The following is a 25,707-nucleotide window of genomic DNA, read 5'->3' on the forward strand; positions in this document are numbered from 1 at the left end:
AAAAAAGGTTTACACATTAGAAGATAGCACTATAAAACCTGAAGCATTAATCGTTAAAAAAACGTTCTATTTAGGAACCGATAAATATGGTCGAGATCTGCTAAGTCGTATTTTGGTAGGTGCACGAATTTCATTTTTTATAGGCTTTGTAGCAGTTTTCATTTCTTTACTTATTGGCATATTTATGGGAAGCGTAGCAGGTTATTTTGGAGGTAAAGTAGATGCGTTTATTATGTGGATAATAAATGTAACTTGGTCAATACCAACATTATTATTAGTTATCGCTATTACTTTGGCTTTAGGTAAAGGCTTTTGGCAAGTGTTTATTGCAGTAGGTTTAACAATGTGGGTTGAGGTTGCTAGAGTAGTTCGTGGACAAATTATTAGTGCTAAAGAAATGCAGTATGTCACAGCTGCACGTGCTTTAGGATTTAATAACTATCGTATAATTACTAAACATATTTTACCTAATATTATGGCTCCTGTAATAGTTATTTGCGCTGCAAATTTTGCAGCAGCAATATTAATAGAAAGTGGACTTAGCTTTTTAGGTATTGGAGCACAACCACCAATGGCAAGTTGGGGAGCAATGATTAAAGATCATTACAATTATATTATTCTTGGTAAGCCTTATTTAGCTGTTATTCCTGGCTTATGCATTATGCTTTTAGTAATGGCATTTATGCTTATTGGTAATGCTTTACGCGACGCCTTAGATGTTAAAAATTAATAGTAATGATCTTTAGATTGATAAAATTGTATTGATTAGCAACCATCTTTTGGTCAAAAAGTAAAAGTTAATTCTTGTGCAATGTTTTCTCCTTTAGCATTTTTAGCAGGTTGCCATAGTCCAGGTGTTTTGCTAATTAGCTCCTTAAGTTTATTATCTAATTTTGGATAACCAGTTGTAAGCTCTTCTGGTAATACGTTTGTAATGGTTCCATTTTAGTAACTGTAAAATAAACTATTATACCATTTAATTTTTTATTATCTAATACTACTGTCTCAGTTTCTGTATTTTCTATTAAATAGTTTATTAGAGCAGTATTATCTTCAACATAAGTTGCCTCAGTTTCTGGAACAACAGTATAATGTGGATTGTTTTTTCTTCTATTCTCAATTCATTAGTTTCTTTTTCTAAAAAAAGTGTTTTCATCGAAAAGTGTCTGCTGTAGTCTAGAGATTTTAAAAGTTTTTTTTGAGCTTTTGTTAAGTTTTCAGAATTACTGTATTCTCGCCTATCACTTCTTCTATTGTTTTTAATAATAATAATTTCGGTAGAATTAATTTTCTCAATGCGCTGGTTCTCTTCGTCATTATTAAATGGATAAATAGTAGTTGCGTTTACTCATTCGGTTTTGCTAATAGTGGCAAACCGTGAATCTATTCCATAATAGTATTTAGATTCCGTTTTTCTTTGCTTCATGATGTCTTCTAACTCAAGTAACGCAACGTTTTTTGAATGCATTTGGTTTTCGCTAGAGTTATTACAACTCGTAAAACTAAAAGTAGTTACGATTGATAGATATAAAATGATAATTTGATTTATCATAATGAATGTTTTTAAAATTAATGTCTGTCAAATATATTGTGAACATTAGGCTTAACTTATATAACAAATGTAAAAAAAAGTGTAAAATTTGTGTGGAACACTTATTTTTCTGTCATTCAGAGCATAGCGAAGAATCTCAAAAAATTACATAAAGATTCTTGGCCACTATGCTCTAAATTGCAAATTAAATAGAATCAAAAATCTTTTTAAATTTTAAAGGTAATTCATCTTTAAAAGTTACTTTTTTGTTTGTAAAAGGATGTGTAAATTTTAAAGAATAGGCATGCAAGTACAAGCCTTTACCTTTTAAAATTAAATTATCGATTCCATAATTTTTATCTCCTAAAATAGGAGTTCCAATGCTAAGTAAATGCTTACGTAGTTGATGTTTTCTTCCTGTTTCTGGTTTCAATTTCACTAAATTAAGTATGCCAAATCGTTTTGATAAAACACTAGCTTTTAGGGTATAATTAGACTGAGACCTTTTATTATCAATTGCAGAGGTTATTTTGCCTTTTGGCTGCATTTTGCCAAGCGTTACAGCATAATAGGTTTTCTTGATTTTTTTAGCTTTAAAAAGTGCGTTTAGCTCACGAATACTGCTGTTCGCTTTTCCTATTAATAAAAGACCTGTTGTTGGGTAATCTAGCCTGTGCACTGGTTGAGGTATTGTAGCGTCTGCAAGCGTACTCCATTTTAAGTTTTGAGGCAGCGCATTTGCAATAGTTTTAAAAGTATTACCGCTTATTAATATGCCTGCTGGTTTGTGGATAACGGCTAAATACTCGTCTTCAAATAGTACGTCTAGCTTAAAAACAAGTTTAGTTTTTGGAATGCTGTTTTCTAGAATAGATAAGCATATAGTTTCTCCTCCATTTATATAGGTGGAGGAAGTTGCAATAATACCATTAACAGTAATGTAGTCTTTTTTTAAAGCTTTTTTTAATGCAGATTTTGTAAAAGCTAGTTCAAAGATGCCAACACCATACTCTTGAAGTCGAATTGGTTTTGGGAGTTGTCGGACGATGTGGGTTTGTATTTGGTGCATTAGTTATGCAAAATCACCTTTTTTTATCCAATTAAGTTTAAAATTTGATATCTCAGTAAGTATATAGTTGTCAAAAAGAAAAAGGTAATTAAATTAATTTTTACTTTATTAGATTCTTTGTTTTTGTAACGTTTAAATGTTCTAAAGAATAAAATAAGTACGATTATTATTAGTGGTAAATATGATAAAAACTATTATTAAAAAAAAGAATGTGTTTAGTAAAATACTTTTTGTCATACTTTATTATAATTCCATTTTGTTGTTTATGTAGTAATAGATTCTATAGTGAATTAGTCATCCCATCATTCAACTCACCAATATATCCAAGTACTTCTTCCTTTCCAATATCCTTAGAACTAGAAGTAATAAAATGTTTTGGCATCTCCTCCCAAGTCTCTAGCATAATGTTTTTATAATCCTCAACATGTTTGTCTATAGCTTTTGGTTTTAGTTTATCTGCTTTTGTAAAAATCATACAAAAAGGAATACCACCTTCACCTAAATACTGCATAAACTCTAAATCAATAGGTTGTGGTTTGTGGCGAATATCTACTAAAACAAAAGCACAAATCATTTGTTCACGTTCTTGAAAATACTTTGTAATAAATTTTTGAAACACCTTTTTTGTGCTCTTAGAAACCTTAGCATAACCATAGCCAGGTAAATCTACCAAGTACCAATCTTTATTAATTAAAAAATGATTTATTAACTGTGTCTTTCCTGGTCTTCCAGAAGTTTTAGCCAAACTTTTTCTACTAGTTAGCATATTAATAAGAGACGATTTACCAACATTACTTCTACCAATAAAAGCATATTCAGGAAGCATATCTTTTGGGCATTTTGCCACATCAGAATTACTCATTATAAATTCAGCAGATTTTATATTCATCGTTTTCATTTTCCTGCGAAGGCAGGAATCTTATTAAATTAAACAAAATTGCTCTTGTGGGTTTAAAACTTAAGCAGCAATGTAAGGCACAAAAGTAAGCACAATTAGGCAAGCAAAAAAGTAAATTGTGGTATTGGCAAAATCAGAACAGTTTCTTTTCCTTTAGAAAAGAGTTAGAATAGAGAAATCAGCAAAAAAATAACAATTCAGTAAGCAGTTAAAAGCTAGAAACTAGTTGCTAAAAGCTTACTAAAACTTACGCTTTGTCAACCAAGAGCTAAGAATTTTATTAAATTCCTCTGGATGTTCCATCATAGCTGCATGGCCACATTTATCTATCCAAAATAAATCAGAATCTGGAAGTAATTTATTAAATTCGTCTGCAACTTCTGGAGGAGTAACAGCATCATTTTTTCCCCAAATAATACAGGTTGGTGTAGTCATTTTAGGTAAGTCTCTTGCCATATTATGTCTAATAGCACTTTTGGCAATAGTAAGTGTTTTTATTAGTTTAATTCTATCGTTTACAGTTTCGTAAACTTCATCAACTATTTCTTTTGTTGCAATAGCTGGATCGTAAAATACATCTTGTGCTTTTTTCTTAATTACTTCGTAATCACTTCGTTTAGGATAGCTTCCACCCATTGCACTTTCGTACAAACCAGAGCTTCCTGTAATAATTAAAGCTTTTACTTTTTCGGGTCTTAATTTTGTGTAATAGAGACCTATGTGTCCACCTAGAGAATTTCCTAATAATATAACGCTGTCAAATTTTTTAAATTTAATAAACTCTCCCAAGTATTTAGAAAATGCTTTAACATTTGTTTTAATAAGTGGCATAGTATAAACAGGTAATTGTGGAATAATAACCTTGTAACCATCTTTACTAAAGTGGTCTATTACTGCATCAAAGTTGCTTAAGCCACCCATAAGTCCATGTAGAACAATTATTGGTGTGCCTTCTCCAGCTTCAATATAGCTAAACTTTCCTTCAGTAATAAGTGTGTGCGACATTAAGTGTTTTTAGACAATCATTTCAAGCAAATATAGTTATTTCAAATAAAAAAAAAGATAATTTTTTAGATACTTCAAAAAACTACACTACTGCAAATATTAACAGGTGTTCATTACTATTTTTTTAGTTTTTTAACCTATTGAAAGCTATATGTTTAAATGCTTTAGTCAACTTTTTAAATATATAAAACACATGGTTATTATAACTATTTATTAACAATGTGGTAAATTGTGGTAAAAAGTGGTAATATTTTCAATATATTTGACTCTTATTCGTTTACATATAAAAATATCACATTGAACTCATTAATAGGAACATACGAATGTAAAGCAGATACCAAAGGAAGGTTAATGCTGCCTGCTGCGCTTAAAAAGCAGTTGGCTCCTGTGTTGCAAAATGGTTTTGTGTTAAAGCGCGCAGTTTTTCAGCCTTGTTTAGAATTGTATCCAATGGCAGAATGGGAAACGTTAATGCAAAAGGTAAATAGTTTGAATCGTTTTAAGAAAAAGAATAACGATTTTATTCGCAGGTTTACAGCAGGAGTAAAAATGGTTGAAGTAGATGCAAGTGGAAGGTTATTAATCCCGAAAGATTTAACAATTTTCGCAAACATTTCTAAAAATGTTGTAGTGTCTTCAGCAATAAACATTGTGGAGATTTGGGATAAGGATAAGTATGAACAAGCCATTGATGATGCGACTGTAGATTTTGCAGATTTAGCTGAAGAAGTCATGGGGCAAGATGAGGAAGGCGATGGAATATCATAATCCTGTATTGTTAAAAGAAACTGTGGATGGCTTAAATATTAAGCCAGACGGTATTTATGTGGATGTCACTTTTGGTGGAGGAGGTCATAGTAAAGAAATATTAAGTCGTCTTGGAGAAAACGGAAAACTATTTGCTTTCGATCAAGATGCAGACGCTTTAGAAAACACTATTGACGATTCTAGGTTTACACTTATTCATGAAAATTTTAGATATATAAAACGATTTTTAAGATTTCATGGCGCAAAAGAAGTGGATGGTGTTTTGGCAGATTTTGGAGTCTCTTCGCATCAATTTGATGTGGCTGAACGTGGGTTTTCAACACGGTTTGAAGCAGAGTTAGATATGCGAATGAACCAGAAAAGTCAATTATCTGCTTTTCATGTATTAAATGAATATGACGAAGCGCAACTTAAACAAGTTTTATTACAATATGGAGAATTGCGTGCTGCACCAGCAATGGCAAGTTTAATTGTGGAGTTTCGTAAAGATGAAACAATAAGAACTAGCAATCAACTTAAAAAAGTGCTACAAAAGTTTTTGTCACCAAAGCATGAGAATAAAATATTAGCTCAAATATATCAGGCTATTAGAATAGAAGTGAATCAAGAAATTGAAGCTTTAAAAGAATTTTTATCTCAAACACCAGAAATTCTAAAACCTAACGCAAGATTAAGCTTAATAAGTTATCACTCACTAGAAGATAGGTTAGTAAAGCGTTTTATAAGAAACGGATTATTTGAAGGTGAGCCAGAGCGAGATGTTTTTGGTAATTTTGAAGTACCACTTAAAAAAGTTGGAAAGTTAATAATCCCTTCAGCTGAAGAAATTAAAATAAACAGTAGATCAAGAAGTGCAAAGCTTAGGATTGCTGAGAAAATATAAAGTAACGTCACTTCGAGTGGTTTGTGAAGCATGAACAAATTGTATCGAGAAGCATTTAAAAAAGATTGAGTAAAGCGAAATCAAATTAATGTAATAATAGTCACAATTGAATGAGAAATTAAATTCGTGTATTTGTGGCAAAAAAAAAGAGATTCCTGCCTACGCAGGAAGTGATATGAAAAAAAACATCTATAGCATATTAAGAGGAACGTTTCTAGTAAGCGACGATTCTTTTAAGAACTGGAGAATGATTCTCTTCATTTCTGTATTGGCTATAGTGATGATTGCTAGTTCTCATAGTGCAGATAAAAAAGTACATGAAATAGCAAGGCTGAGTAATGAGGCAAAAGACTTACGGTCTGCGTTTGTGGATGGTAGAAAAACGTTGTCAGAGTTAAAAAAAGAATCTGTAGTATCAGTAAAAATGAAGAAAAAAGGCTTGAAAACGTCAGAAGTTCCGCCTCAAAAAATAAAAGTTAAAAGTAAAGAATAGGTAATAGTGGCAGTAAACGAAACAAACATATTAAACCGATTGTATTTTGTAGCTGGATGTATGTTCATCTTCGGTATTGCTGTGGTTGTAAAACTGTTATTAATACAGTATGTAGATGGTGATGCATATCGAGAGCTAGCTGAGAAACGCACTATTGAAAATAAGCCAATTCCTGCAAATAGAGGTAACGTGTATTCTGTAAATGGAAATTTATTAGCGACTTCAATTCCTAAATACGATATTAGAATAGATACTAAAACACCTAAGAAAAAAGTATGGCAAGAACAAATAGGGCCTTTATGCGATTCGTTGTCTCGATACTCAGGTAAATCTTCAAGTTATTATAGAGAGAATTTAAGAAAAGCAAGAGCAAAAAAAAACAGATACTATTTGTTGGCACGAGATATTGGCTATTCAGAATATTTAAGATTACGTGATTTTCCATTATTAAAATTAGGTGCTTACAAAGGCGGTTTAATTGTAGAGCAAACAACAAAGCGTGAGCATCCAATGGGAGAAGTAGCTATGAGAACCATAGGTTACGAACGTACAGATGAAAATGGAGATGTATCAAGACCAGGATTAGATGGTGCTTTTGGAGAAAAATATCTTAAAGGTAAAGATGGTCACCGTTGGAAACAAAAAATAGGTAAAGGCCAATGGAAACCTATTAGAGATAATAATGAAGTTGAACCACAAGATGGTTACGATATCTACACAACAATTAATACTAACATTCAAGATATTGCGCACCATTCTTTATTAGAGCAATTAGAAAAATATGATGCAGAACATGGTTGTGTTGTTGTAATGGAAGTGAAAACAGGAGAGATTAGAGCAATTTCAAATTTAGGTAAATCTAAATCTGGAAAGTACTACGAGAAAAGAAATTATGCTGTTTGGGAGTCTCACGAGCCAGGTTCAACGTTTAAATTAATGGCAATGATGGCTGCTTTAGAAGATAAGGTGGTTGATACTTCTACTATTATTGATACTAAAAATGGCTATAAAACTTTTTATGGAAGAGGTATTACAGATACGCGTGGTTACGGTAAAATTTCAGCAGGAAAAGCGTTTGAGAAATCGTCTAACATTGGTTTAGCAACTATAATTGATGATAATTACTCTAAAAGCCCTAACAAGTTTATAGATAGGTTAAAACAATGGAAGCTTCATGAGAATTTAAACCTTCCAATTATTGGTGAAGGAGAGCCTATAATACCAAAACCAGGAGATGATATATGGAGTCGTAATGCTTTGCCATCTATTGCTTATGGTTATAATTTACAATTAACACCATTACAAACTCTAACATTTTACAATGCAGTAGCTAACGATGGCGAAATGCTAAAGCCTCGTTTTTTACGTCAAGTGCGAGAATTAGATCGTGAGGTGGAAAGTTTTGAAAAAGAAGTTCGTGTAAAAAAAATTGCTTCTAACGAAACGATAAAGAAAGCTCAAAAATTACTTGAGAATGTTGTGGAGCATGGAACAGGAAGTGGAATGTATTCAAAATACTTTTCAATGGCTGGAAAAACAGGAACAGCTAGAACAGACTACAGTAATTTCGAGGAGTGGAAAAAAGATAAAAAGTACGTATCGTCTTTTGCAGGATATTTTCCAGTGGAGAATCCTAAATATTCTTGCATTGTAGTAATACATAAGCCAAGCACAAAAGTTGGATACTATGGAGCAGATGTTACTGGTCCTGTATTTAAACGCATAGCACAAAAGATTTTTACAGACACACCTATTATTGATGAAATTGAGTCATTAGAAGTTGAAAATGCTTCTGTTGAAAATGAGTTTCAAAAATATTACGACACAGCAAATACTTACCTAACAATTATGCCAAACGTTGTTGGTTTGCCAGTAATGGATGCTATTGCCTTGTGCGAAAATTTAGGTTTAAAAGTACGAATGAATGGTAATGGAGTTGTTAAGTCGCAATCCATCCCTAAAGGACAAAAAGTAAAAAATAATCAAACTATAGTTTTAGAATTATCGTGATTTTATTAAAAAACATATTATATAAAGTAACTATCAATACTGTTGTTGGGTCAACAAATGTATCTGTAAAAGATATTCATTTTAACTCGCGTAGCATTGAAGTTAACGATCTGTTTGTTGCTATAAAAGGTAGTGCTGCAGATGGTCATGATTATATAGAAAAAGCGATAGCGCAAGGTGCAATTGCTGTGGTTTGCGAGCAGTTGCCTAAGGATGTAAAAGAAGGTGTTAGTTATATTGTTGTAGAAAATTCTAGTTCAGCTTTAGCAATTATGGCTTCTAATTTCTATGGCAATCCTTCAGCAAATTTAAAGCTTGTTGGTGTTACAGGAACTAATGGAAAAACAACCATTGCAACTTTATTGTTTCAACTATTTAAAAATGCTGGTTATAAAGTCGGTTTACTTTCTACAGTAATAATTAAAGTAGATAATAAAGATTATAAGGCTACGCATACAACGCCAGATTCGTTAACCATTAACCGTTATTTAAAAGAAATGAATGACGAAGGTGTCGAGTTCTGTTTTATGGAAGTGAGTTCACACGGTATTCATCAAAAAAGAACTGAAGGTTTACAGTTTCAAGGTGGCATTTTTACCAATTTAACACACGACCATTTAGACTATCATGATACGTTTGCTGAGTATCGCGATGTCAAGAAAGTATTCTTCGATAATCTAGGAAAACATGCTTTTGCTTTAACAAATGCAGACGATAAAAATGGAGTAGTAATGCTTCAAAATACAAAAGCAAAACAATACAAATACGGATTAAAAAATTACGCAGATTATAAAGCGCAAATTCTTGAAAATTCGTTTAGCGGAATGTTGTTAAAAGTGAACGATAGTGAGGTTTGGACAAGGTTAATAGGTGGTTTTAATGCTTCAAATGTATTAGCTATTTACGCTACTGCAGAATTATTAGGACTTGAAAAAACAGAAATTCTGCGATTAGTAAGTGAGTTAGAAAGTGTAAGCGGGAGATTTCAATATTTAGTTTCAGAAGAAAAAATTACTGCCATTATAGATTATGCACATACACCAGACGCATTAAAAAATGTTCTGGAAACTATAAATACTATTCGTACAAAAAACGAAGAATTAATTACTGTTGTTGGTTGTGGTGGAGATCGCGATGTTACTAAGCGTCCAAAAATGGGACACATAGCATCAGCATTAAGTACAAAGGTGATTTTTACTAGTGATAACCCAAGAACTGAAGTTCCAGAAACTATAATTGAAGCAATAGAAAAAGGTGTAGAGCCTCAAAATTTTAAGAAGACTTTGTCTATTGTAAGTAGGAAACAAGCTATTAAAACGGCTTGTCAATTGGCAAGCGCAGGAGATATAATATTAATCGCAGGAAAAGGTCATGAGACTTATCAGGAGGTAAATGGAGAGCGTACAGATTTTGATGATTTCAAAATTGTAAAAGAATTATTAAAACAATTACAGAAATAAATAACAAACAATAGAATATGCTGTATTACCTATTCGAATATTTAGAAAAACATTACCAAACGCCAGGAGCGAGTTTGTTTCAGTTTATCACATTTCGTGCTGCATTGGCTATCATTCTATCATTGTTATTTTCTACAATTTTCGGAAAGAAAATCATTTTATTTCTTCAAAAACAACAGGTTGGAGAATCGGTTAGAGATTTAGGTTTAGATGGGCAAATGGAGAAAGCTGGTACACCAACAATGGGTGGAATCATCATCATTTTAGCCACGTTAGTTCCTGTGTTGTTATTAGCCAAACTAGATAATATTTATGTGATAATGTTAATTGTAACCACACTTTGGATGGGCTTAGTTGGGTTTACAGACGATTATATAAAAGTCTTCAAAAAAGATAAAGGTGGATTAAGCGGAAAGTTTAAAATTTTAGGTCAAGTAGGTTTGGGAATATTTGTAGGTGCTATTATGTATTTCCATCCGGGAGTAACTATTAAAGAAGATGTTAGTGCAACGGATAATATTGAAGTAGTACAAACGGTTGATGGTGAAACAAATCAAATTCGACCAGCAGTAAAATCTACTAAAACAACTGTTCCTTTTATGAAAAATAATGAGTTTGAATACTCAAAATTGATTAGTTGGTTAGGCGATGATTATGCAAAGTACGCTTGGTTAATTTTTATTCCAATTGTTATCGTTATTGTAGCTGGAGTGTCTAATGGCGCCAATTTAACTGATGGGATTGATGGTCTTGCTGCTGGAAGTTCCGCTATAATTGTTTTTGCATTAGCCATTTTTGCTTTTGTTTCCGGAAATATTTTTTTCTCAGATTATCTTAATATAATGTTCATTCCGCAATTAGGAGAGTTGGTGATTTTTACAGCTGCATTTGTGGGAGCATTAATTGGTTTTCTTTGGTATAATACTTTTCCAGCTCAAGTGTTTATGGGCGATACGGGAAGTTTAACCATTGGAGGAATCATTGCGGTAATAGCGATCGCAGTTAGAAAAGAATTATTAGTTCCATTATTATGCGGAATCTTTTTTGCCGAGTCGCTTTCAGTAATTCTACAAGTGACTTGGTTTAAATACACAAGAAAAAAACATGGTGAAGGGCGTCGCATTTTCAAAATGGCGCCATTACATCATCATTATCAAAAATCTGGATATCACGAAAGTAAAATAGTAACACGTTTTTGGATTGTTGGAATTTTTCTAGCAATTCTATCAATTGTTACGTTGAAACTTAGATAGTAAAAATTAATGTCACACTGAGCTTGTCGAAGTGTTTTTAAAAATAGAAAATCATTTGTCATTCCTGCGAAGGCAGGAATCCACAATAAAACAAGAAAGCAAATGGATTCCTGCTTTCGCAGGAATGACAAAACTAGAGTAAAAAATGAAACGATTAGTAATTCTTGGTGGAGGAGAAAGTGGAGTTGGTACTGCGCTTTTAGGAAAAGCGAAAGACTATGATGTTTTTGTTTCAGATAAAGGAAAAATAAAAGAAGAGTACAAGAAAGTTCTTATACATAATGAGATTGAATGGGAAGAAGAACAGCATACAGAATCTAAAATTCTAAATGCAGATGTTGTAATGAAAAGCCCAGGAATTCCAGATAAGGTTGAATTGATTCAAAAGCTTGTCGCGAACAAAATCCCTGTGATTTCTGAAATTGAATTTGCTTCAAAATATTCCAATGCAACCATTGTTGGAATTACTGGTAGTAACGGGAAAACAACAACGGCTTCTCTAACACATCATATTCTAACGCAAGAATTAAATGTTGGTTTGGCAGGAAATATTGGCGACAGTTTTGCGAAACAAATTTTAGAAGATGATTTTAAAAACTATGTGTTAGAAATTAGCAGTTTTCAATTAGATGGCATTGTAGATTTTAGGCCAAATATAGCTGTGCTTACCAATATTACACCAGATCATTTGGATCGCTACGATTATAAGTTTGAAAATTATATCGATTCAAAATTCAGAATAGCACTAAATCAAACCAAAGAAGATTATTTGATTTATGATGCAGATGACGAAGTGATTAATAATTGGTTAAATCAGAATACTATTCAATCCACATTATTGCCATTTTCATTAGTAAAACCAATTGAAAATGGAGCGTATTTAGACAAAGAGAATATAAAAATAACAATAGATAACAACCATATAATTATGCCAACCAAAAATCTAGCTTTAGAAGGGAAACACAATATTAAAAATGCAATGGCTGCAGCAACAGTTGCAAATTTGCTAAAAATAAGAAAACAGACTATTCGTGAGAGTTTAGAAAATTTTCATGGTGTTGAACATCGTTTAGAGCAAGTACTTAAAATTAATAAAGTACAGTACGTAAACGACTCTAAGGCAACAAATGTAAATGCAACGTATTATGCTTTAGAAAGTATGGATGCGCCAACGGTTTGGATTGTTGGTGGTGTAGATAAAGGCAATGATTATAAAGAGTTGTATCCATTTATAAACGAAAAAGTAAAGGCTATTATTTGTTTAGGCATAGACAATGAAAAGCTAATGGAAAGCTTTGGAAATATGGTTGATATTATTATAGAAACTCAGTTTATGAGCGAAGCTGTGAAAATAGCTTACAAAGTAGCTGAAGCAGGTGATAATGTGTTGCTGTCTCCAGCGTGTGCTAGTTTTGATTTATTCGAAAACTATGAAGACAGAGGAAGGCAATTTAAAAATGCAGTGAGGAATTTATAATAATAAATAACACTGAGTTGTCATTCCTACGAAGGTAGGAATCCACAATAAAACAAGAAAGCAAATGGATTCATGCTTTCGCAGGAATGACAGAAAATATAATACAAGAGTAAAAGTGCAACAAGTATTTAATAACATAAAAGGAGATCGATTAATCTGGGCAATAGCTGCTTTGCTAGCTATTTTCTCATTCCTTCCTGTGTATAGTGCTGCAAGTAATTTGGTAAATGTAGGAGGAGGAAATACGTTCTCTTATTTTATTAAACACTTTATGCATTTATTTTTAGGCTTCTCAATAATGTATGGTGTACATAAAGTGCCATATCGTTATTTTAGAGGTTTATCTATGGTAATGATTCCAATAGTTTTGGTGTTATTAGTAGTTACTATTTTACAAGGCACAACAATTGAAGGCGCAAATGCTAGTAGATGGATTCGTATTCCGTTTGTTAATATGTCTTTTCAAACATCCACTTTAGCATCAGTAGTGTTAATGGTATATGTGGCAAGATATATGTCTAAAATAAAAGACAAAGAAGTCTCTTTTAAAGAATCAATATTGCCACTTTGGGTACCTGTTTTTTTAGTTTTAATATTGATTTTACCATCAAACTTTTCAACTACAGCATTAATCTTTTTAATGGTAGTTATATTGGTGTTTTTAGGAGGTTATCCCATACAATATTTGGGAATTATTATTGGAATAGGCATTGTTTCTTTGTTGCTATTTATAACAGTAGCAAAAGCTTTTCCAGATAAAATGCCAAACCGTATTGACACATGGATGAGTAGGATTGAGAATTTTTCAGATGGAGGAGATACAGAGGCAGATTATCAAATTGAAAAAGCAAAAATAGCAATAGCATCTGGTGAGTTAACAGGTGTTGGGCCAGGAAAAAGTACGCAGAAAAACTTTTTACCACAATCGTCTTCCGATTTTATATTCGCAATCATTATAGAAGAATATGGGCTAATTGGTGGTTTTTTTCTAATGATATTATACATGTGGTTATTGTTTAGAATAGTGATAGTGGCACAAAAATCGGACACCATATTTGGAAAGTTATTAGTGCTTGGTGTTGGAATTCCAATAGTATTTCAAGCCATGATTAATATGGCTGTAGCAGTAGAATTATTTCCAGTTACAGGTCAAACTTTACCGTTAATTAGTAGTGGTGGAACTTCTATTTGGATGACATGTTTAGCCATAGGAATTATATTAAGTGTAAGTGCAAAAAGAGAAGAAATAAAAGATAAAGAAAGCGAAGAAGGAATTGAGGATAATCCATTAGAAATTCTTTCGGAAGCATTATAGAGGCGTTGCATCGTAATGTCTTAATACAAGGATAAAAGTGAGTAAAAACAAAACATATAAAATTATACTATCAGGAGGTGGAACAGGTGGACACATCTATCCAGCTATTGCTATAGCTAACGAATTAAAACTGCGTTTTCCAAACGCTGAGTTTCTTTTTGTAGGTGCAAAAGACCGTATGGAAATGGAGAAAGTACCTCAAGCTGGTTATAAAATTAAAGGCTTGTGGATTACAGGAATCCAGAGAAAACTTACGCTTAAAAATTTAATATTTCCATTTAAACTTATTAATAGTTTATGGAATGCTAGAAAAATTGTCAAGCAATTTAAGCCAGATGTTGCAATAGGAACTGGTGGTTTTGCTAGTGGTCCATTATTACAAGTGGCAGCTTCTAAAGGAATACCTAGTTTAATACAAGAGCAAAATTCATATCCAGGAATTACAAATAAATTGTTATCTAAAAAGGTTCAGAAAATATGTGTGGCTTATAATGATTTAGAAAGGTTTTTTTCAAAGGATAAAATAATAAAAACTGGAAATCCAGTACGTCAGGATTTGTTAGATATTCATTCAAAAAGAACAGCTGCAATAAAACATTTTAATTTAGTTGAAGATAAAAAAACACTATTGGTTTTAGGCGGAAGTCTAGGAGCAAAAGCCATAAACGAATTATTAAAAAACGAACTGGATTTTCTGCAAACGCAACAAGTGCAAATTATCTGGCAAACAGGAAAATTATATTATGATGATTATAAGATTAATGGAGACATAAAACATGTGCAAGTACATCAATTTATTAATAATATGGATTATGCTTATGCTGCTGCAGATTTTATTATTTCTAGAGCAGGAGCAGGATCTGTTTCAGAATTATGTATTGTTGGAAAACCAGTAGTTTTTGTGCCTTCTCCTTATGTGGCAGAAGATCATCAAACTAAAAATGCAAAAGCAATAGTAGACGTAAATGCAGCATTAATGATAGCGCAAGAAGATTTAGAAGTTGATTTTAAAAATAAGTTTTCTCAGTTGGTAGCTTCAAAAGAAAAGCAACAACAATTGAGTGAGAATATTAGAAAATTAGCATTAGTAAATGCAACAAAAGAAATAGTAGATGAAGTTGAAAAACTTTTAAAGCAATAAAAAAAAATTAAGCTTATTTGTTATTACTGCGATGTAGGAATCCATAATGAGAATAGATAGTAAATATTGATTCCTGCTTTTGCAGGAATGACAAAAAAATAATAATTAAAAACAGATTCCTGCTTTCGCAGGAATAACAAATGAATTTAAATAACACACTTAACGTTTATTTTATTGGTATTGGTGGCATTGGTATGTCTGCATTGGCACGCTATTTTCATTCTATTGGTAAGTCTGTTTCTGGTTACGATAAAACTAGAACTAATCTTACTGATGCTTTAGAGGTTACAGGTATAAAAGTTCATTTTAATGATGCTGTTGAAAGCATAGATGAGAAGTATTTAGATCCAAAAACAACTTTAATAGTTTATACACCAGCTGTTCCTAAAACACATAGTGAATTAAATTACTTTAGAAACAATGGGTTTTATGTGGTAAAGCGTTCAGAAATATTAGGTTTGATTACGCAAAACACCTTTTGTTTAGCTGTAGCAGGAACTCATGGAAAAACAACAACAACAAGTATTCTTGGTCACATAATGAAAGTGTGTAATGTGCCATTAACTGCTTTTTTAGGTGGAATTAGTGAGAATTATAATTCAAACTTAATATTAAATGGAGATGAAGTAAGCGTTGTGGAAGCTGATGAGTTTGATCGCTCTTTTTTGACCTTGTCACCAGATTTAGCATGTATAACTTCTATGGATGCAGACCACTTAGATATTTATGGTGATGCTTCAGAATTAATAAAATCCTTTGAAGATTTTTCTAAAAAACTAAAGCCAAACGGAAAACTGTTTGTTAGAAATGGTTTACCTCTTAAAGGGATTACTTATGGAATAGAAGACGATTCAGATTATACTGCTCAAAATATAAAAATAGAAAATGGCGCTTATGTATTTGATGTAAAAACACCAAATACAGTGCTAAAACAAGTTCAATTTAGCCTACCTGGTAGACATAATTTGTCGAATGCATTAATAGCTTTAGCGATGGCTGTAGAATATGGTGTCCCTACGCCACAGCTCGCTAAAGCATTAGCATCTTACAAGGGTGTGAAACGACGATTTACTTATCAAATAAAAACGGAAGATCTTGTTTTTATAGACGATTATGCACACCACCCAGAAGAAATTAAAGCAGTGCATCAAGCGGTTCGAGAAATGTATCCTGAAGATAAAGTATTAGCGATTTTTCAGCCACATTTGTTTTCTAGAACAAAAGATTTTGGTGCAGAGTTTGGGCAAAGCCTTTCGCGATTTGATGAAATATTACTATTAGATATATATCCAGCGAGAGAATTACCAATCGAAGGTGTGAATTCTCAATGGCTTTTAGATCAAATTAATAACCCTAAAAAAGAATTAATTAATAAATCTGAGATTATTCAGAAAATAAAAGAAAGTAAAACAAAAATCATCCTCACAATTGGTGCAGGAGATATTGGAGCAGAAGTACAAAAAATAAAAGAAGCATTGGTTCATGAAAATTAATTGGTATTACATAAAAGGTCTTGTATTGCTTGGTACAGTTGTATTTTTGTTTGCATTTTCATCAGCTAGAAATGGTAGTAGAAAAGTAGTAAAAACAACTATTGAGTTTGTAGATGAGCAAAAACCATTTATCACACATGCAAATGTTAGTAAATTGTTAATACAAAATCAGGAGCCACTTACGAGTGTGCCTAAAGAAACTCTAGATTTGAATGTATTAGAATCTGTTTTGAATGCTAATGCAATGATTGAAAAAGCTGAAGTTTTTTTAAACATAAATGGAGATTTTTCAGCTAAAATAAAACAAAAAAAACCTATTGCAAGAGTCTTAAATTCAAGTTCTTATTATATAGATAGTAAAGGTGGTTATATGCCTTTATCGTCTAATTTCACTGCAAGAGTTCCAATAGTAACTGGAGAAGTGTTAAAGAAAAATTTAAATGCAATTTTTGTTATAGCTAACATAATTGATAGTGATGAATTCTTGAAAAAGAATGTTGTAGAGATAATTCAAAATAAAAATAAGTCTATAGATTTGAAGTTAAGACAATACAAATTTATAGTACAAATTGGAAAACTTGAACATTTAGATAAAAAAGTAAACAATCTTAAAGCTTTTTACAAAAAAGCAATAAAAGATAAAAGTTTAGATAAATACAGCAAAGTGAATTTGCAATTTGAAAACCAAGTTGTTTGCACTAAAGTATAAATTATGGAACAAAATTTAGCATTTGGATTAGATATTGGAACCACAAAGATTGTGGCGATGATTGGTCGTAAAAATGAATATGGTAAAGTTGAAATTTTAGGCATTGGTAAGTCTAAAAGTTTAGGAGTGCATCGTGGTGTTGTAAATAATATTACACAAACTATTCAATCCATTCAATTGGCTATTCAAGAAGCTGAAGCTGCTGCTGCAACAAAAATAGAAGGTGTAACAGTAGGTATTGCAGGACAGCATATACGTAGTCTTCAGCATAGTGATTATATCACAAGAGCAGATTCTGAAACGGTTATAGATGAGGATGATATAGAACGTTTAATTAACCAAGTGCACAAGCTAGTAATGTTGCCTGGAGAAGAAATTATTCATGTATTGCCACAAGAATATAAAGTTGATGGACAAGCAGAAATAAAAGAACCTATAGGCATGTATGGTGGAAGATTAGAAGCTAATTTCCATGTGGTTGTAGGTCAAGTATCTTCTATTAGAAATATTGGACGTTGCGTTAAAAGTGCTGGTTTGGAACTAGAAGGTATTACGTTAGAACCATTAGCATCTGCAAACGCAGTATTAAGTCAAGAAGAAAAAGAAGCAGGTGTTGCTTTAATTGATATAGGAGGTGGAACAACTGATTTAGCTATTTTTAGAGATGGTATTATTAGACACACAGCAGTGATTCCTTTTGGAGGAAATGTAATAACGGAAGACATAAAAGAAGGCTGTTCTATTATTGAAAAGCAAGCAGAGTTATTAAAAATCAAGTTTGGTTCTGCATGGCCTGGAGAAAATAAAGAAAATGAGATTGTTTCTATTCCAGGATTACGTGGAAGAGATCCAAAAGAGATTACTTTAAAAAACCTGTCTAAAATTATTCATGCAAGAGTTGTTGAAATCATTGAGCAAGTGTATGTTGAAATTAAAAATTACGGACACGAAGAACAAAAGAAAAAATTAATTGCAGGTATAGTATTAACAGGAGGAGGAAGCCAATTAAAACATCTAAAACAACTAGTAGAATATATTACAGGAATGGATACTAGAGTTGGTTATCCAAACGAGCATTTGGCTGGCGATAGTGACGATGCTGTTACAAGTCCATTATTTGCTACTGCAGTTGGTTTAGTTATGGATGGTTTAAAACGTCAAGAGCGTGTTAAAGCAGAGGCTATTGTAGAAGAAGAAGCAACAGAAGATTCTGAGTTTTTAGTAGAAGATGAAGCTTCAGAAGTAGAACCAATTAAGAAACCAAAACGCTCTTTTTTAGATGCGTTAACCGAGCGTGTTAAAGATTTTTTAGACAACGCAGAGTAGAAGAGAGGAAGCAATGCTTCGTCTAAAAGATTAAGAAAAAAAGATGTTGCATTGCAACCTCTCAAAGAAAATAAGAAAAATATAAATAGACGTTATAAATCAACGTCTAAACCATTAAATAGAATTTTATGAGCAACAAAGAATTCGAAAGTATCGCCTTTGATTTACCTAAAAATCAATCTAACGTCATCAAGGTTATTGGTGTTGGAGGAGGTGGTAGCAACGCTATTAACCACATGTTTCAACAAGGCATCAAAGGAGTAGATTTTGTAATCTGTAATACAGATGCACAAGCGCTTCAAAACAGTGGTGTTCCAAACAAAATCCAATTAGGTCTTAATCTTACCGAAGGATTAGGTGCAGGAGCCAATCCAGATGTTGGTATGCAATCTGCTGTAGAAAGTTTTTCAGATATCCAACAAATGCTTGGTACAAATACTAAAATGGTATTTATTACTGCAGGAATGGGTGGTGGAACTGGAACTGGAGCAGCACCTATTATTGCTAAAATGGCCAAAGAAATGGACATTTTAACAGTAGGTATTGTTACAATGCCTTTTCAGTTTGAAGGTAAAATGCGTAACGAACAAGCGCAAATAGGTATAGAAAAATTACGTGCAGAAGTAGATTCTCTTATTGTGATTAATAATAATAAGTTAAGAGAAGTCTATGGTAATCTTGGTTTTAAAGCAGGATTCTCCAAAGCAGACGAAGTTTTAGCAACCGCTTCTCGTGGTATTGCAGAGGTAATTACACATCATTACACACAAAACATTGATTTACGCGATGCTAAAACTGTATTAAGTAATAGTGGAACAGCAATTATGGGTTCTTCAACATCTTCTGGTCAAAATAGAGCGCACGAAGCGATTTCTAAAGCTTTAGATTCGCCTTTGTTGAATGATAATAAAATTACTGGAGCTAAAAACGTATTGTTGCTAATCGTTTCTGGTTCTGATGAAATTACTATTGATGAAATTGGTGAAATTAACGATCATATTCAAGCAGAAGCTGGACATGGTGCTAACATTATTATGGGTGTTGGTGAGGACGAATCTTTAGATGAATCTATTGCAGTAACTATTATTGCCACTGGATTTAATGTAGAGCAGCAAGACGAGATTTCTAATACAGAAACTAAAAAGGTTATTCATGCTTTAGAAGAAGACCAAAGTATTGAGAAAGATTTATCTCCAAGCGAAGCAACTCCAGCTATTATTACACCAGACATTGTTTTAGAAAAGCCAGAGCCTCCAAAAGTGGTAAAGCATACTTTGGATTTAAGTGAGGATATTGAAGACTCTTTAAGTAAAAAAGAGATGGATATAGTAAATAAGCAGCGAAGTAGTAGCTCTACCGAAGAGTTAGAATTTATTCCTACTTCAGAAGTTATTAAAAATATAGATGTTGTTTATGATGAAGTTGTAGCAACTTTTAATACAGAAGAAGAGTTTGTAATTACTTCTACGGAAAGTAATTTAGACAATTTTGAAACTATAGAAGCTGAAACTACAGAAGAAAAGCAACAAATAATATTGAGTTTCGATTTGCCAATAAATGAAGACAGTGTTGAAATTACGCTAGATAGTGAAACTAATGTTGTACATGATTTAAATGATATACAAGTAAAAGATCATGTAGAATTAATTCCTGTTACCGAAGTTAGAGAGAACGAAGAAATACGTTATGTTTTAGATGATTATATTGAAGTGACCTCTGCAATAAATTCAAAAACACAAAAGGTTAAAGTAGAGGGAGTTGTGGACGAGGAAATTGTTTTCGAAAAGAAAGTAATTACTAGTCAAGAGGAGGCTATTACAATTGCTGAAGAAGATTTAGACCCAATGAACAGTTCTATTTCAGATATTTTAAAAGATAGAGCAGATGATAGACGTCAAAAAATGAAATCGTTTAATCATAAATTTAACGCTTCCAAAATTGATGATATAGAAAAAATTCCAGCATATAAACGTCAAGGTTTAAATTTGGATGAAACACAGCATTCTTCTTCCGAAAATAATGTATCTAAAACAACATTAAGTATAGATGATAATGATGATATTCAGTTAAGAAATAATAATTCTTTCTTACATGATAATGTAGATTAAATAGAGAAACAACTTATTTAATTCTTTTAAACCCAAAGCGTTCTTTAACGTTTTGGGTTTTTACTTTTATCTGTTTTGATTCCTAACACAGTATATACAACTGCTTACTTTTTTCTTATCTTCGTAATTCAATAAAACATATAATAGAATGAGTTTATCAGTAAATATAATGACAGCTTTAAAAACGGCTATGAAAAGTAAAGATGCTGTTGCATTAACAGCTTTAAGAGCAGTAAAATCTGCAATTTTATTAGCACAAACAGAAAGTGGAGCTAAAGAGGAGTTAACTGAAGAGCAAGAGCTTAAAATATTACAAAAACAAGTAAAACAGCGCAAAGACAGCGCAGCAATATTTTTAGAACAAGACAGAGAAGATTTAGCTAAGCCAGAGTTAGCAGAAGCAGAAGTTATTTCTCAATTTTTACCAGAAGCAATGAGTGAAGAAGAGGTTGGGAAGCTAGTAGAAGATGCTATTGCTAAAACAGGAGCGGAAGGCATGAAAGATATGGGCAAAGTAATGGGAATGGTTAATCAAGCTGTTGCAGGTCGTGCAGATGGTAAAACGATTTCTACAATTGTTAAGAGTAAATTGTCTTGAAATAATAATTTATTTGGCCTCGTAGTTCAACTGGATAGAATATCAGATTTCGGCTCTGATGGTTGGAGGTTCGAATCCTCTCGAGGTCACGAATTAATAAAGAGGTTCGTAGCAAATCAAGTTTGCTTGAATTTGTAAAGAAATGGAATGTGTATAGTAAAACAGATACTGAAGTTGTAGATGGTTTAATTAAAAAATTATCAAATAGTATTAATGAAGCCGAAAAAATTAGCTAAAGACAAAGCACGTTTAACTAGGGAGTTTTCGGGTAAATTTACAGCAGATTTTTATTACGAGCAGTTTACAAATCAAACTAACCGTATGGTTAAAAACCTTCGAGAGCCTAAAAAAAGACTTATTAGTAAAAAAATTACTAGAAATGGGTCTTCAATAACTAGAATTTCTACAGATGGTTTGCTAGATACACTATTAGATAATTATAATAACCATATGGCTTAATTTTTTCTTTTAAGAACATTAAATAAAATGTTACTAATACTTCAATCTCAAGCAGAATTTAAAGAAAACCCACTAGTCTATGAATATGTGACAGCTATCGCAACTATTTTTTTAGTAGTCTTCGTTATAGTAGTTATTTTAATTTGGTTATTTAAAGTAATAGAAGGTTTATATGTAGATTTTATAGGAGGTAAACCTTTCTATAGACATTTTTATTTTTTTGTTAAAGAATTAAAACCTAATCAAAAAAAAATTTTAGAAAATGAATTTAATTTTTACAAGCTTTTAAATAAAAAAGAGCAGCGTTTTTTTAGGCATCGTGTTTGTAAATTTATTAATAAAATAGAATTTATTGGTAAAGAAGGCATAACAATAAAAGACGAGCACCTTGTTTTGGTTTCTGCAACAGCAGTGATGATTACTTTTGGTTTTAGAAAATATTTAATAGAAGCTTTAGACACTATTATTATATACCCAAAACATTATTATTCTAAGCAAAGCAATCAAGACCATAAAGGTGAGTATAATCCTAGAATGAAAGCGCTAGTATTATCTTGGAAGGATTTTATTGAAGGTTATGCAATCGAAGACGATAATCTAAACTTAGGCATTCATGAAGTTGTACATGCTGTACATCTAAATAGTTTAAAAGAAAAAGATATAAGTGCTTACCTATTTAAAATTCGCTTTATAGAATTAACCAATTTTATTGAAAAAAATCCACACATAAGAGAAAAACTTACTAAAACAAAATACATTAGAGATTACGCTTTTACTAACCACTTTGAATTTGTGTCTGTTTTAGTAGAAAATTTTATAGAAACACCTTCAGAATTTCGTTCTCAATTTCCAGAAATATATGTAATAGTAAAGCAAATGCTTAACTTTAATTTTGCAGGATATTAGCTATTTGCCAAAGCCTTTAAATTAGCAGTAGCTTTCATTTGGTCTTCGCTTTTAAATATATGACTTCCTGCAACAAAAACATCTGCACCAGCTTCCACTAGTTTTTCAATATTTTTATCGGTAACACCACCATCAATTTCTATACGTGTGTTTAAACCTTGTTCATCAATCATTTTACGTAATTTTCTTACGCGTTGGTATGTAATGTCTTCAAATTTCTGACCACCAAAACCAGGATTAATAGACATTAATAATATCATATAACATTCTGGTAAAATATCTTCTAAAACCGAAACAGGCGTTGTTAAATTTAAAACAATACCAGCTTTACAACCAGCATCTTTTATTTGTCTTAGCGTTCTATGTAAATGCACAGTAGATTCGTGGTGTACAGTAATAATATCTGCTCCAACCTTTGCAAACTCCTCAATGTAGCGTTCAGGATTTTCTATCATTAAATGCACATCTAATGGCTTTGTAGCATGCTTTTTAATAGCAGCAATTATTGGCATTCCGTAAGATATGTTTGGTACAAAATGGCCATCCATAACATCTATATGAAACCAATCTGCATCACTATTATTAACCATTTCTGTATCACGCTGTAAGTTGCCAAAATCGGCAGCAAGCATCGAAGGTGCAATTAATTTTTTAGCCATTATTTAGAGTTTTGCTTGGATTGTACAAAGCTAATGCTTTTATAACTCAACACTAAATAGATTAGAAATAATCTCTAAAAAAATATATTTACTTGCTAAGTTGTTTTTTACAATGTAGTCATGATATTCCTGTAGGCCAAATAAAGCATTTAAATCTTCCACTTTATTATAACCAGTTGTAAAATCGTTAAAAGTAAATTTTGTAATGGGTTGGTTTAATAATACAGTACTATCTTTATGTATATTTTCGGTTTTAATTTTTGAAAATAAATTATCGATATCTTTTTCTTTACCTTCAATAATATGAAAGTAACAATCATTATGCCTGTAAATTAAACCCATTAAACCTAGACGGTTATTATTCTTTTTACAAGCATCAAATAATGCTTTAGTTTCAAGAATAGAGAGTTCTTTATTAGTTTTGTTTCAATAGCAAATTGATTTTAACATAGATTAAGTAGTATTCGGGACTACTAATATGATAAAACCTTAAGGAAACGTACCAGCTAAATTGTGATAATAACTAAAAACCGATTACATACTAAAAATAACGATTAAACACAAATAAATACGATTAAGTGTATTTATCTATTTCTTTACTATACTTTTTATAAAAGTTATAAAAAAATGAAACCACGGTAATCAGCCGTGGTTTCTTTCATCAATCAAAAAACGAACAGTTATGAATAACTGTTTGTTGGGATAGCTTAGGTTTTATCCTAAGTAAGTTTTTAATATTTTACTTCTAGAAGTATGTTTTAATCTTCTAATAGCTTTTTCTTTAATCTGTCTTACACGCTCACGTGTTAAGTCGAAAGTTTCACCAATTTCTTCCAAAGTCATTGGATGTTGGTTTCCTAAACCAAAGTAAAGACGAATAACATCTGCCTCACGAGGCGTTAATGTTTCAAGAGCACGCTCAATTTCAGTACGTAAAGACTCATGTAATAAATTACGATCTGGATTTGGCGACTCACCAGAATTTAAAACATCGTAAAGGTTAGAATCCTCACCTTCAACTAAAGGTGCATCCATACTTACGTGACGTCCAGAATTCTTCATAGATTCCTTAACGTCGTTAATAGTCATATCTAACTCTTTTGCAATTTCTTCAGCACTTGGCGGACGCTCATGTGCTTGCTCTAAAAAAGCAAACGTTTTGTTTATTTTATTAATAGAACCAATTTTATTAAGCGGTAAACGTACAATACGAGATTGCTCTGCTAATGCTTGTAAAATAGACTGTCTAATCCACCATACAGCATAAGATATAAATTTAAAACCACGTGTTTCATCAAAACGTTGCGCAGCTTTAATTAAACCTAAATTACCTTCATTAATTAAATCAGGTAAAGTTAAACCTTGGTTTTGGTATTGCTTAGCTACCGATACAACGAAACGTAAGTTAGCTTTAGTTAATTTCTCAAGTGCTAACTGGTCACCAGCCTTAATACGTTGTGCTAATTCTACTTCTTCGTCTGCGGTAATTAAGTCAACTTTTCCAATCTCTTGTAGGTATTTGTCTAAAGATGCGGTCTCACGGTTAGTTACCTGCTTGGTAATTTTAAGTTGTCTCATGTAATATGTATGATTTTTAATCCCAAATTAGGGATGTGAATAATTTGCTATTACTGGTTATACGCACAAAGGTTACATTTTGTTACAAAAAGTTTTAATTATTTTTTATTGTGCTTAATTTAGTTTAGTATGGCGTTCCCTTTTTAAGCCCAAAAAAGGCTTAAAAACGTCAGGCTTTCCGTTATATCTTTTTTAAGAAAAATAAAAAAGGATGTGCATCAATTGCGAAGTTGTCTCGTCCTAAAAAATCGTCACATCAAAGGTAGACACTCCAGTTTCGAATAAGCTAATTAAATAGAGTTTTGCAATAGTGAAATCTGGATTACCTTACGATGAAAGTTACGTTTCGGTTTTATCGAAATAAGTAATATTTATATAAAAATATAAACTCAAAATACTAATTAATAGAATTATGAGTCTAGAATACTAGTGCATAAATTTAATGAAGAAAAAAGTTGTTTTTTAGCTCAGTACTTTCCGCAATATTATTCAATACTTACTTTTAATCAACGAAAGTTTCTTTAATAATATCCTTGCACTTTTGAATTTCAGACTTACTTAATCGGTC

At 31.9% G+C, this 25,707-nt stretch carries 24 protein-coding genes and 1 tRNA gene; 18 read left to right on the forward strand and 7 right to left on the reverse strand.

Annotation, left to right across the window (positions count from 1 at the left end):
• A partial coding sequence (locus Q0C58_RS00005) for an ABC transporter permease (RefSeq protein ID WP_290696133.1) occupies nt 1–730 on the forward strand: 730 nt, incomplete at its 5' end.
• 618 nt (nt 731–1,348) lie between these two features.
• On the opposite strand, the gene Q0C58_RS00010 is transcribed toward Q0C58_RS00005, so the two are convergent.
• From Q0C58_RS00010 to Q0C58_RS00025, 4 genes are all read right to left on the reverse strand, one after another.
• Entirely contained in the window at nt 1,349–1,552 is a 204-nt protein-coding gene (locus Q0C58_RS00010) for a hypothetical protein (RefSeq protein ID WP_290696134.1), read from the reverse strand.
• A gap of 184 nt (nt 1,553–1,736) precedes the next feature.
• Nucleotides 1,737–2,600 carry an RluA family pseudouridine synthase gene (locus Q0C58_RS00015; protein WP_290696135.1) on the reverse strand — a complete coding sequence of 288 codons (864 nt, stop codon included), beginning with the start codon at nt 2,598–2,600 and terminating at the stop codon, nt 1,737–1,739.
• Between the two features lie 280 nt (nt 2,601–2,880).
• Nucleotides 2,881–3,489 (reverse strand): ribosome biogenesis GTP-binding protein YihA/YsxC, encoded by a 609-nt coding sequence (gene yihA, locus Q0C58_RS00020; RefSeq protein WP_290696137.1) that lies wholly within the window; start codon nt 3,487–3,489, stop codon nt 2,881–2,883.
• A 249-nt stretch (nt 3,490–3,738) separates the two neighbouring features.
• On the reverse strand, nt 3,739–4,503 hold the full coding sequence (locus Q0C58_RS00025) for an alpha/beta hydrolase (protein WP_290696139.1): 765 nt from the start codon (nt 4,501–4,503) through the stop codon (nt 3,739–3,741).
• A gap of 297 nt (nt 4,504–4,800) precedes the next feature.
• On the opposite strand from Q0C58_RS00025, the gene mraZ reads away from it, so the two are divergent.
• The 17 genes from mraZ to Q0C58_RS00110 all read left to right on the forward strand — a co-directional run bounded on the left by mraZ (nt 4,801) and on the right by Q0C58_RS00110 (nt 22,902).
• On the forward strand, nt 4,801–5,271 hold the full coding sequence (mraZ, locus tag Q0C58_RS00030) for a division/cell wall cluster transcriptional repressor MraZ (RefSeq protein ID WP_290696141.1): 471 nt from the start codon (nt 4,801–4,803) through the stop codon (nt 5,269–5,271).
• Nucleotides 5,258–6,154, forward strand: a complete 897-nt coding sequence (gene rsmH / locus Q0C58_RS00035; RefSeq protein WP_290696143.1) for a 16S rRNA (cytosine(1402)-N(4))-methyltransferase RsmH — start codon at nt 5,258–5,260, stop codon at nt 6,152–6,154. The genes mraZ and rsmH overlap by 14 nt, the downstream gene beginning before the upstream one ends.
• Before the next feature lie 175 nt (nt 6,155–6,329).
• A complete protein-coding gene (locus Q0C58_RS00040; protein ID WP_290696171.1) occupies nt 6,330–6,647 on the forward strand; it encodes an FtsL-like putative cell division protein in 318 nt (105 codons plus the stop codon).
• A 6-nt stretch (nt 6,648–6,653) separates the two neighbouring features.
• Nucleotides 6,654–8,657: a penicillin-binding protein gene (locus Q0C58_RS00045; protein ID WP_290696144.1), complete on the forward strand. Its 2,004-nt coding sequence runs from the start codon at nt 6,654–6,656 to the stop codon at nt 8,655–8,657.
• Nucleotides 8,654–10,117: a UDP-N-acetylmuramoyl-L-alanyl-D-glutamate--2,6-diaminopimelate ligase gene (locus tag Q0C58_RS00050; RefSeq protein WP_290696147.1), complete on the forward strand. Its 1,464-nt coding sequence runs from the start codon at nt 8,654–8,656 to the stop codon at nt 10,115–10,117. The genes Q0C58_RS00045 and Q0C58_RS00050 overlap by 4 nt, the downstream gene beginning before the upstream one ends.
• A gap of 17 nt (nt 10,118–10,134) precedes the next feature.
• Entirely contained in the window at nt 10,135–11,370 is a 1,236-nt protein-coding gene (gene mraY / locus Q0C58_RS00055; protein WP_290696149.1) for a phospho-N-acetylmuramoyl-pentapeptide-transferase, read from the forward strand.
• A gap of 145 nt (nt 11,371–11,515) precedes the next feature.
• Entirely contained in the window at nt 11,516–12,847 is a 1,332-nt protein-coding gene (gene murD / locus Q0C58_RS00060) for a UDP-N-acetylmuramoyl-L-alanine--D-glutamate ligase (protein ID WP_290696151.1), read from the forward strand.
• Nucleotides 12,848–12,962: 115 nt separating this feature from the next.
• Nucleotides 12,963–14,162: an FtsW/RodA/SpoVE family cell cycle protein gene (locus tag Q0C58_RS00065; RefSeq protein ID WP_290696172.1), complete on the forward strand. Its 1,200-nt coding sequence runs from the start codon at nt 12,963–12,965 to the stop codon at nt 14,160–14,162.
• Between the two features lie 37 nt (nt 14,163–14,199).
• A complete protein-coding gene (gene murG / locus Q0C58_RS00070) occupies nt 14,200–15,303 on the forward strand; it encodes an undecaprenyldiphospho-muramoylpentapeptide beta-N-acetylglucosaminyltransferase (RefSeq protein ID WP_290696153.1) in 1,104 nt (367 codons plus the stop codon).
• A 140-nt stretch (nt 15,304–15,443) separates the two neighbouring features.
• Complete coding sequence (gene murC, locus Q0C58_RS00075) at nt 15,444–16,796, forward strand: UDP-N-acetylmuramate--L-alanine ligase (protein WP_290696155.1); 1,353 nt, start codon at nt 15,444–15,446, stop codon at nt 16,794–16,796.
• Complete coding sequence (locus tag Q0C58_RS00080) at nt 16,786–17,505, forward strand: cell division protein FtsQ/DivIB (RefSeq protein WP_290696157.1); 720 nt, start codon at nt 16,786–16,788, stop codon at nt 17,503–17,505. The genes murC and Q0C58_RS00080 overlap by 11 nt, the downstream gene beginning before the upstream one ends.
• 3 nt (nt 17,506–17,508) lie before the next feature.
• Complete coding sequence (gene ftsA, locus Q0C58_RS00085) at nt 17,509–18,831, forward strand: cell division protein FtsA (RefSeq protein WP_290696159.1); 1,323 nt, start codon at nt 17,509–17,511, stop codon at nt 18,829–18,831.
• 128 nt (nt 18,832–18,959) lie between these two features.
• Nucleotides 18,960–20,939 carry a cell division protein FtsZ gene (gene ftsZ, locus Q0C58_RS00090; RefSeq protein WP_290696160.1) on the forward strand — a complete coding sequence of 660 codons (1,980 nt, stop codon included), beginning with the start codon at nt 18,960–18,962 and terminating at the stop codon, nt 20,937–20,939.
• A gap of 148 nt (nt 20,940–21,087) precedes the next feature.
• Nucleotides 21,088–21,537 carry a GatB/YqeY domain-containing protein gene (locus Q0C58_RS00095; protein ID WP_290696161.1) on the forward strand — a complete coding sequence of 150 codons (450 nt, stop codon included), beginning with the start codon at nt 21,088–21,090 and terminating at the stop codon, nt 21,535–21,537.
• Between the two features lie 15 nt (nt 21,538–21,552).
• Nucleotides 21,553–21,626, forward strand: a tRNA-Arg gene (locus tag Q0C58_RS00100).
• A gap of 124 nt (nt 21,627–21,750) precedes the next feature.
• Nucleotides 21,751–21,996 (forward strand): hypothetical protein, encoded by a 246-nt coding sequence (locus tag Q0C58_RS00105; RefSeq protein WP_290696162.1) that lies wholly within the window; start codon nt 21,751–21,753, stop codon nt 21,994–21,996.
• Nucleotides 21,997–22,023: 27 nt separating this feature from the next.
• A complete protein-coding gene (locus Q0C58_RS00110; protein ID WP_290696164.1) occupies nt 22,024–22,902 on the forward strand; it encodes a zinc-dependent peptidase in 879 nt (292 codons plus the stop codon).
• Here the strand turns inward: Q0C58_RS00110 and rpe are convergent.
• The 3 genes from rpe to Q0C58_RS00125 all read right to left on the reverse strand — a co-directional run bounded on the left by rpe (nt 22,899) and on the right by Q0C58_RS00125 (nt 25,139).
• Nucleotides 22,899–23,561, reverse strand: a complete 663-nt coding sequence (gene rpe / locus Q0C58_RS00115; RefSeq protein ID WP_290696166.1) for a ribulose-phosphate 3-epimerase — start codon at nt 23,559–23,561, stop codon at nt 22,899–22,901. The genes Q0C58_RS00110 and rpe overlap by 4 nt on opposite strands.
• Before the next feature lie 39 nt (nt 23,562–23,600).
• Entirely contained in the window at nt 23,601–23,963 is a 363-nt protein-coding gene (locus tag Q0C58_RS00120) for a BLUF domain-containing protein (protein ID WP_290696174.1), read from the reverse strand.
• A 312-nt stretch (nt 23,964–24,275) separates the two neighbouring features.
• Nucleotides 24,276–25,139: a sigma-70 family RNA polymerase sigma factor gene (locus Q0C58_RS00125; protein WP_034062287.1), complete on the reverse strand. Its 864-nt coding sequence runs from the start codon at nt 25,137–25,139 to the stop codon at nt 24,276–24,278.
• Nucleotides 25,140–25,707: the final 568 nt, after the last annotated feature.

Origin of the sequence: Lacinutrix sp. (genome assembly GCF_023299985.1) — a bacterium.
GTDB lineage: Bacteria > Bacteroidota > Bacteroidia > Flavobacteriales > Flavobacteriaceae > Lacinutrix.

Bases quoted from the DNA above. Each gene is read 5' to 3' on its own strand.
- Q0C58_RS00010 (WP_290696134.1), bottom strand. From the start codon at position 1,552: ATGATAAATCAAATTATCATTTTATATCTATCAATCGTAACTACTTTT.
- Q0C58_RS00015 (WP_290696135.1), bottom strand. From the start codon at position 2,600: ATGCACCAAATACAAACCCACATCGTCCGACAACTCCCAAAACCAATT.
- yihA (WP_290696137.1), bottom strand. From the start codon at position 3,489: ATGAATATAAAATCTGCTGAATTTATAATGAGTAATTCTGATGTGGCA.
- Q0C58_RS00025 (WP_290696139.1), bottom strand. From the start codon at position 4,503: ATGTCGCACACACTTATTACTGAAGGAAAGTTTAGCTATATTGAAGCT.
- rsmH (WP_290696143.1), top strand. From the start codon at position 5,258: ATGGAATATCATAATCCTGTATTGTTAAAAGAAACTGTGGATGGCTTA.
- Q0C58_RS00040 (WP_290696171.1), top strand. From the start codon at position 6,330: ATGAAAAAAAACATCTATAGCATATTAAGAGGAACGTTTCTAGTAAGC.
- mraY (WP_290696149.1), top strand. From the start codon at position 10,135: ATGCTGTATTACCTATTCGAATATTTAGAAAAACATTACCAAACGCCA.
- murD (WP_290696151.1), top strand. From the start codon at position 11,516: ATGAAACGATTAGTAATTCTTGGTGGAGGAGAAAGTGGAGTTGGTACT.
- murC (WP_290696155.1), top strand. From the start codon at position 15,444: ATGAATTTAAATAACACACTTAACGTTTATTTTATTGGTATTGGTGGC.
- Q0C58_RS00080 (WP_290696157.1), top strand. From the start codon at position 16,786: ATGAAAATTAATTGGTATTACATAAAAGGTCTTGTATTGCTTGGTACA.
- ftsA (WP_290696159.1), top strand. From the start codon at position 17,509: ATGGAACAAAATTTAGCATTTGGATTAGATATTGGAACCACAAAGATT.
- ftsZ (WP_290696160.1), top strand. From the start codon at position 18,960: ATGAGCAACAAAGAATTCGAAAGTATCGCCTTTGATTTACCTAAAAAT.
- Q0C58_RS00095 (WP_290696161.1), top strand. From the start codon at position 21,088: ATGAGTTTATCAGTAAATATAATGACAGCTTTAAAAACGGCTATGAAA.
- Q0C58_RS00105 (WP_290696162.1), top strand. From the start codon at position 21,751: ATGAAGCCGAAAAAATTAGCTAAAGACAAAGCACGTTTAACTAGGGAG.
- Q0C58_RS00110 (WP_290696164.1), top strand. From the start codon at position 22,024: ATGTTACTAATACTTCAATCTCAAGCAGAATTTAAAGAAAACCCACTA.
- rpe (WP_290696166.1), bottom strand. From the start codon at position 23,561: ATGGCTAAAAAATTAATTGCACCTTCGATGCTTGCTGCCGATTTTGGC.
- Q0C58_RS00125 (WP_034062287.1), bottom strand. From the start codon at position 25,139: ATGAGACAACTTAAAATTACCAAGCAGGTAACTAACCGTGAGACCGCA.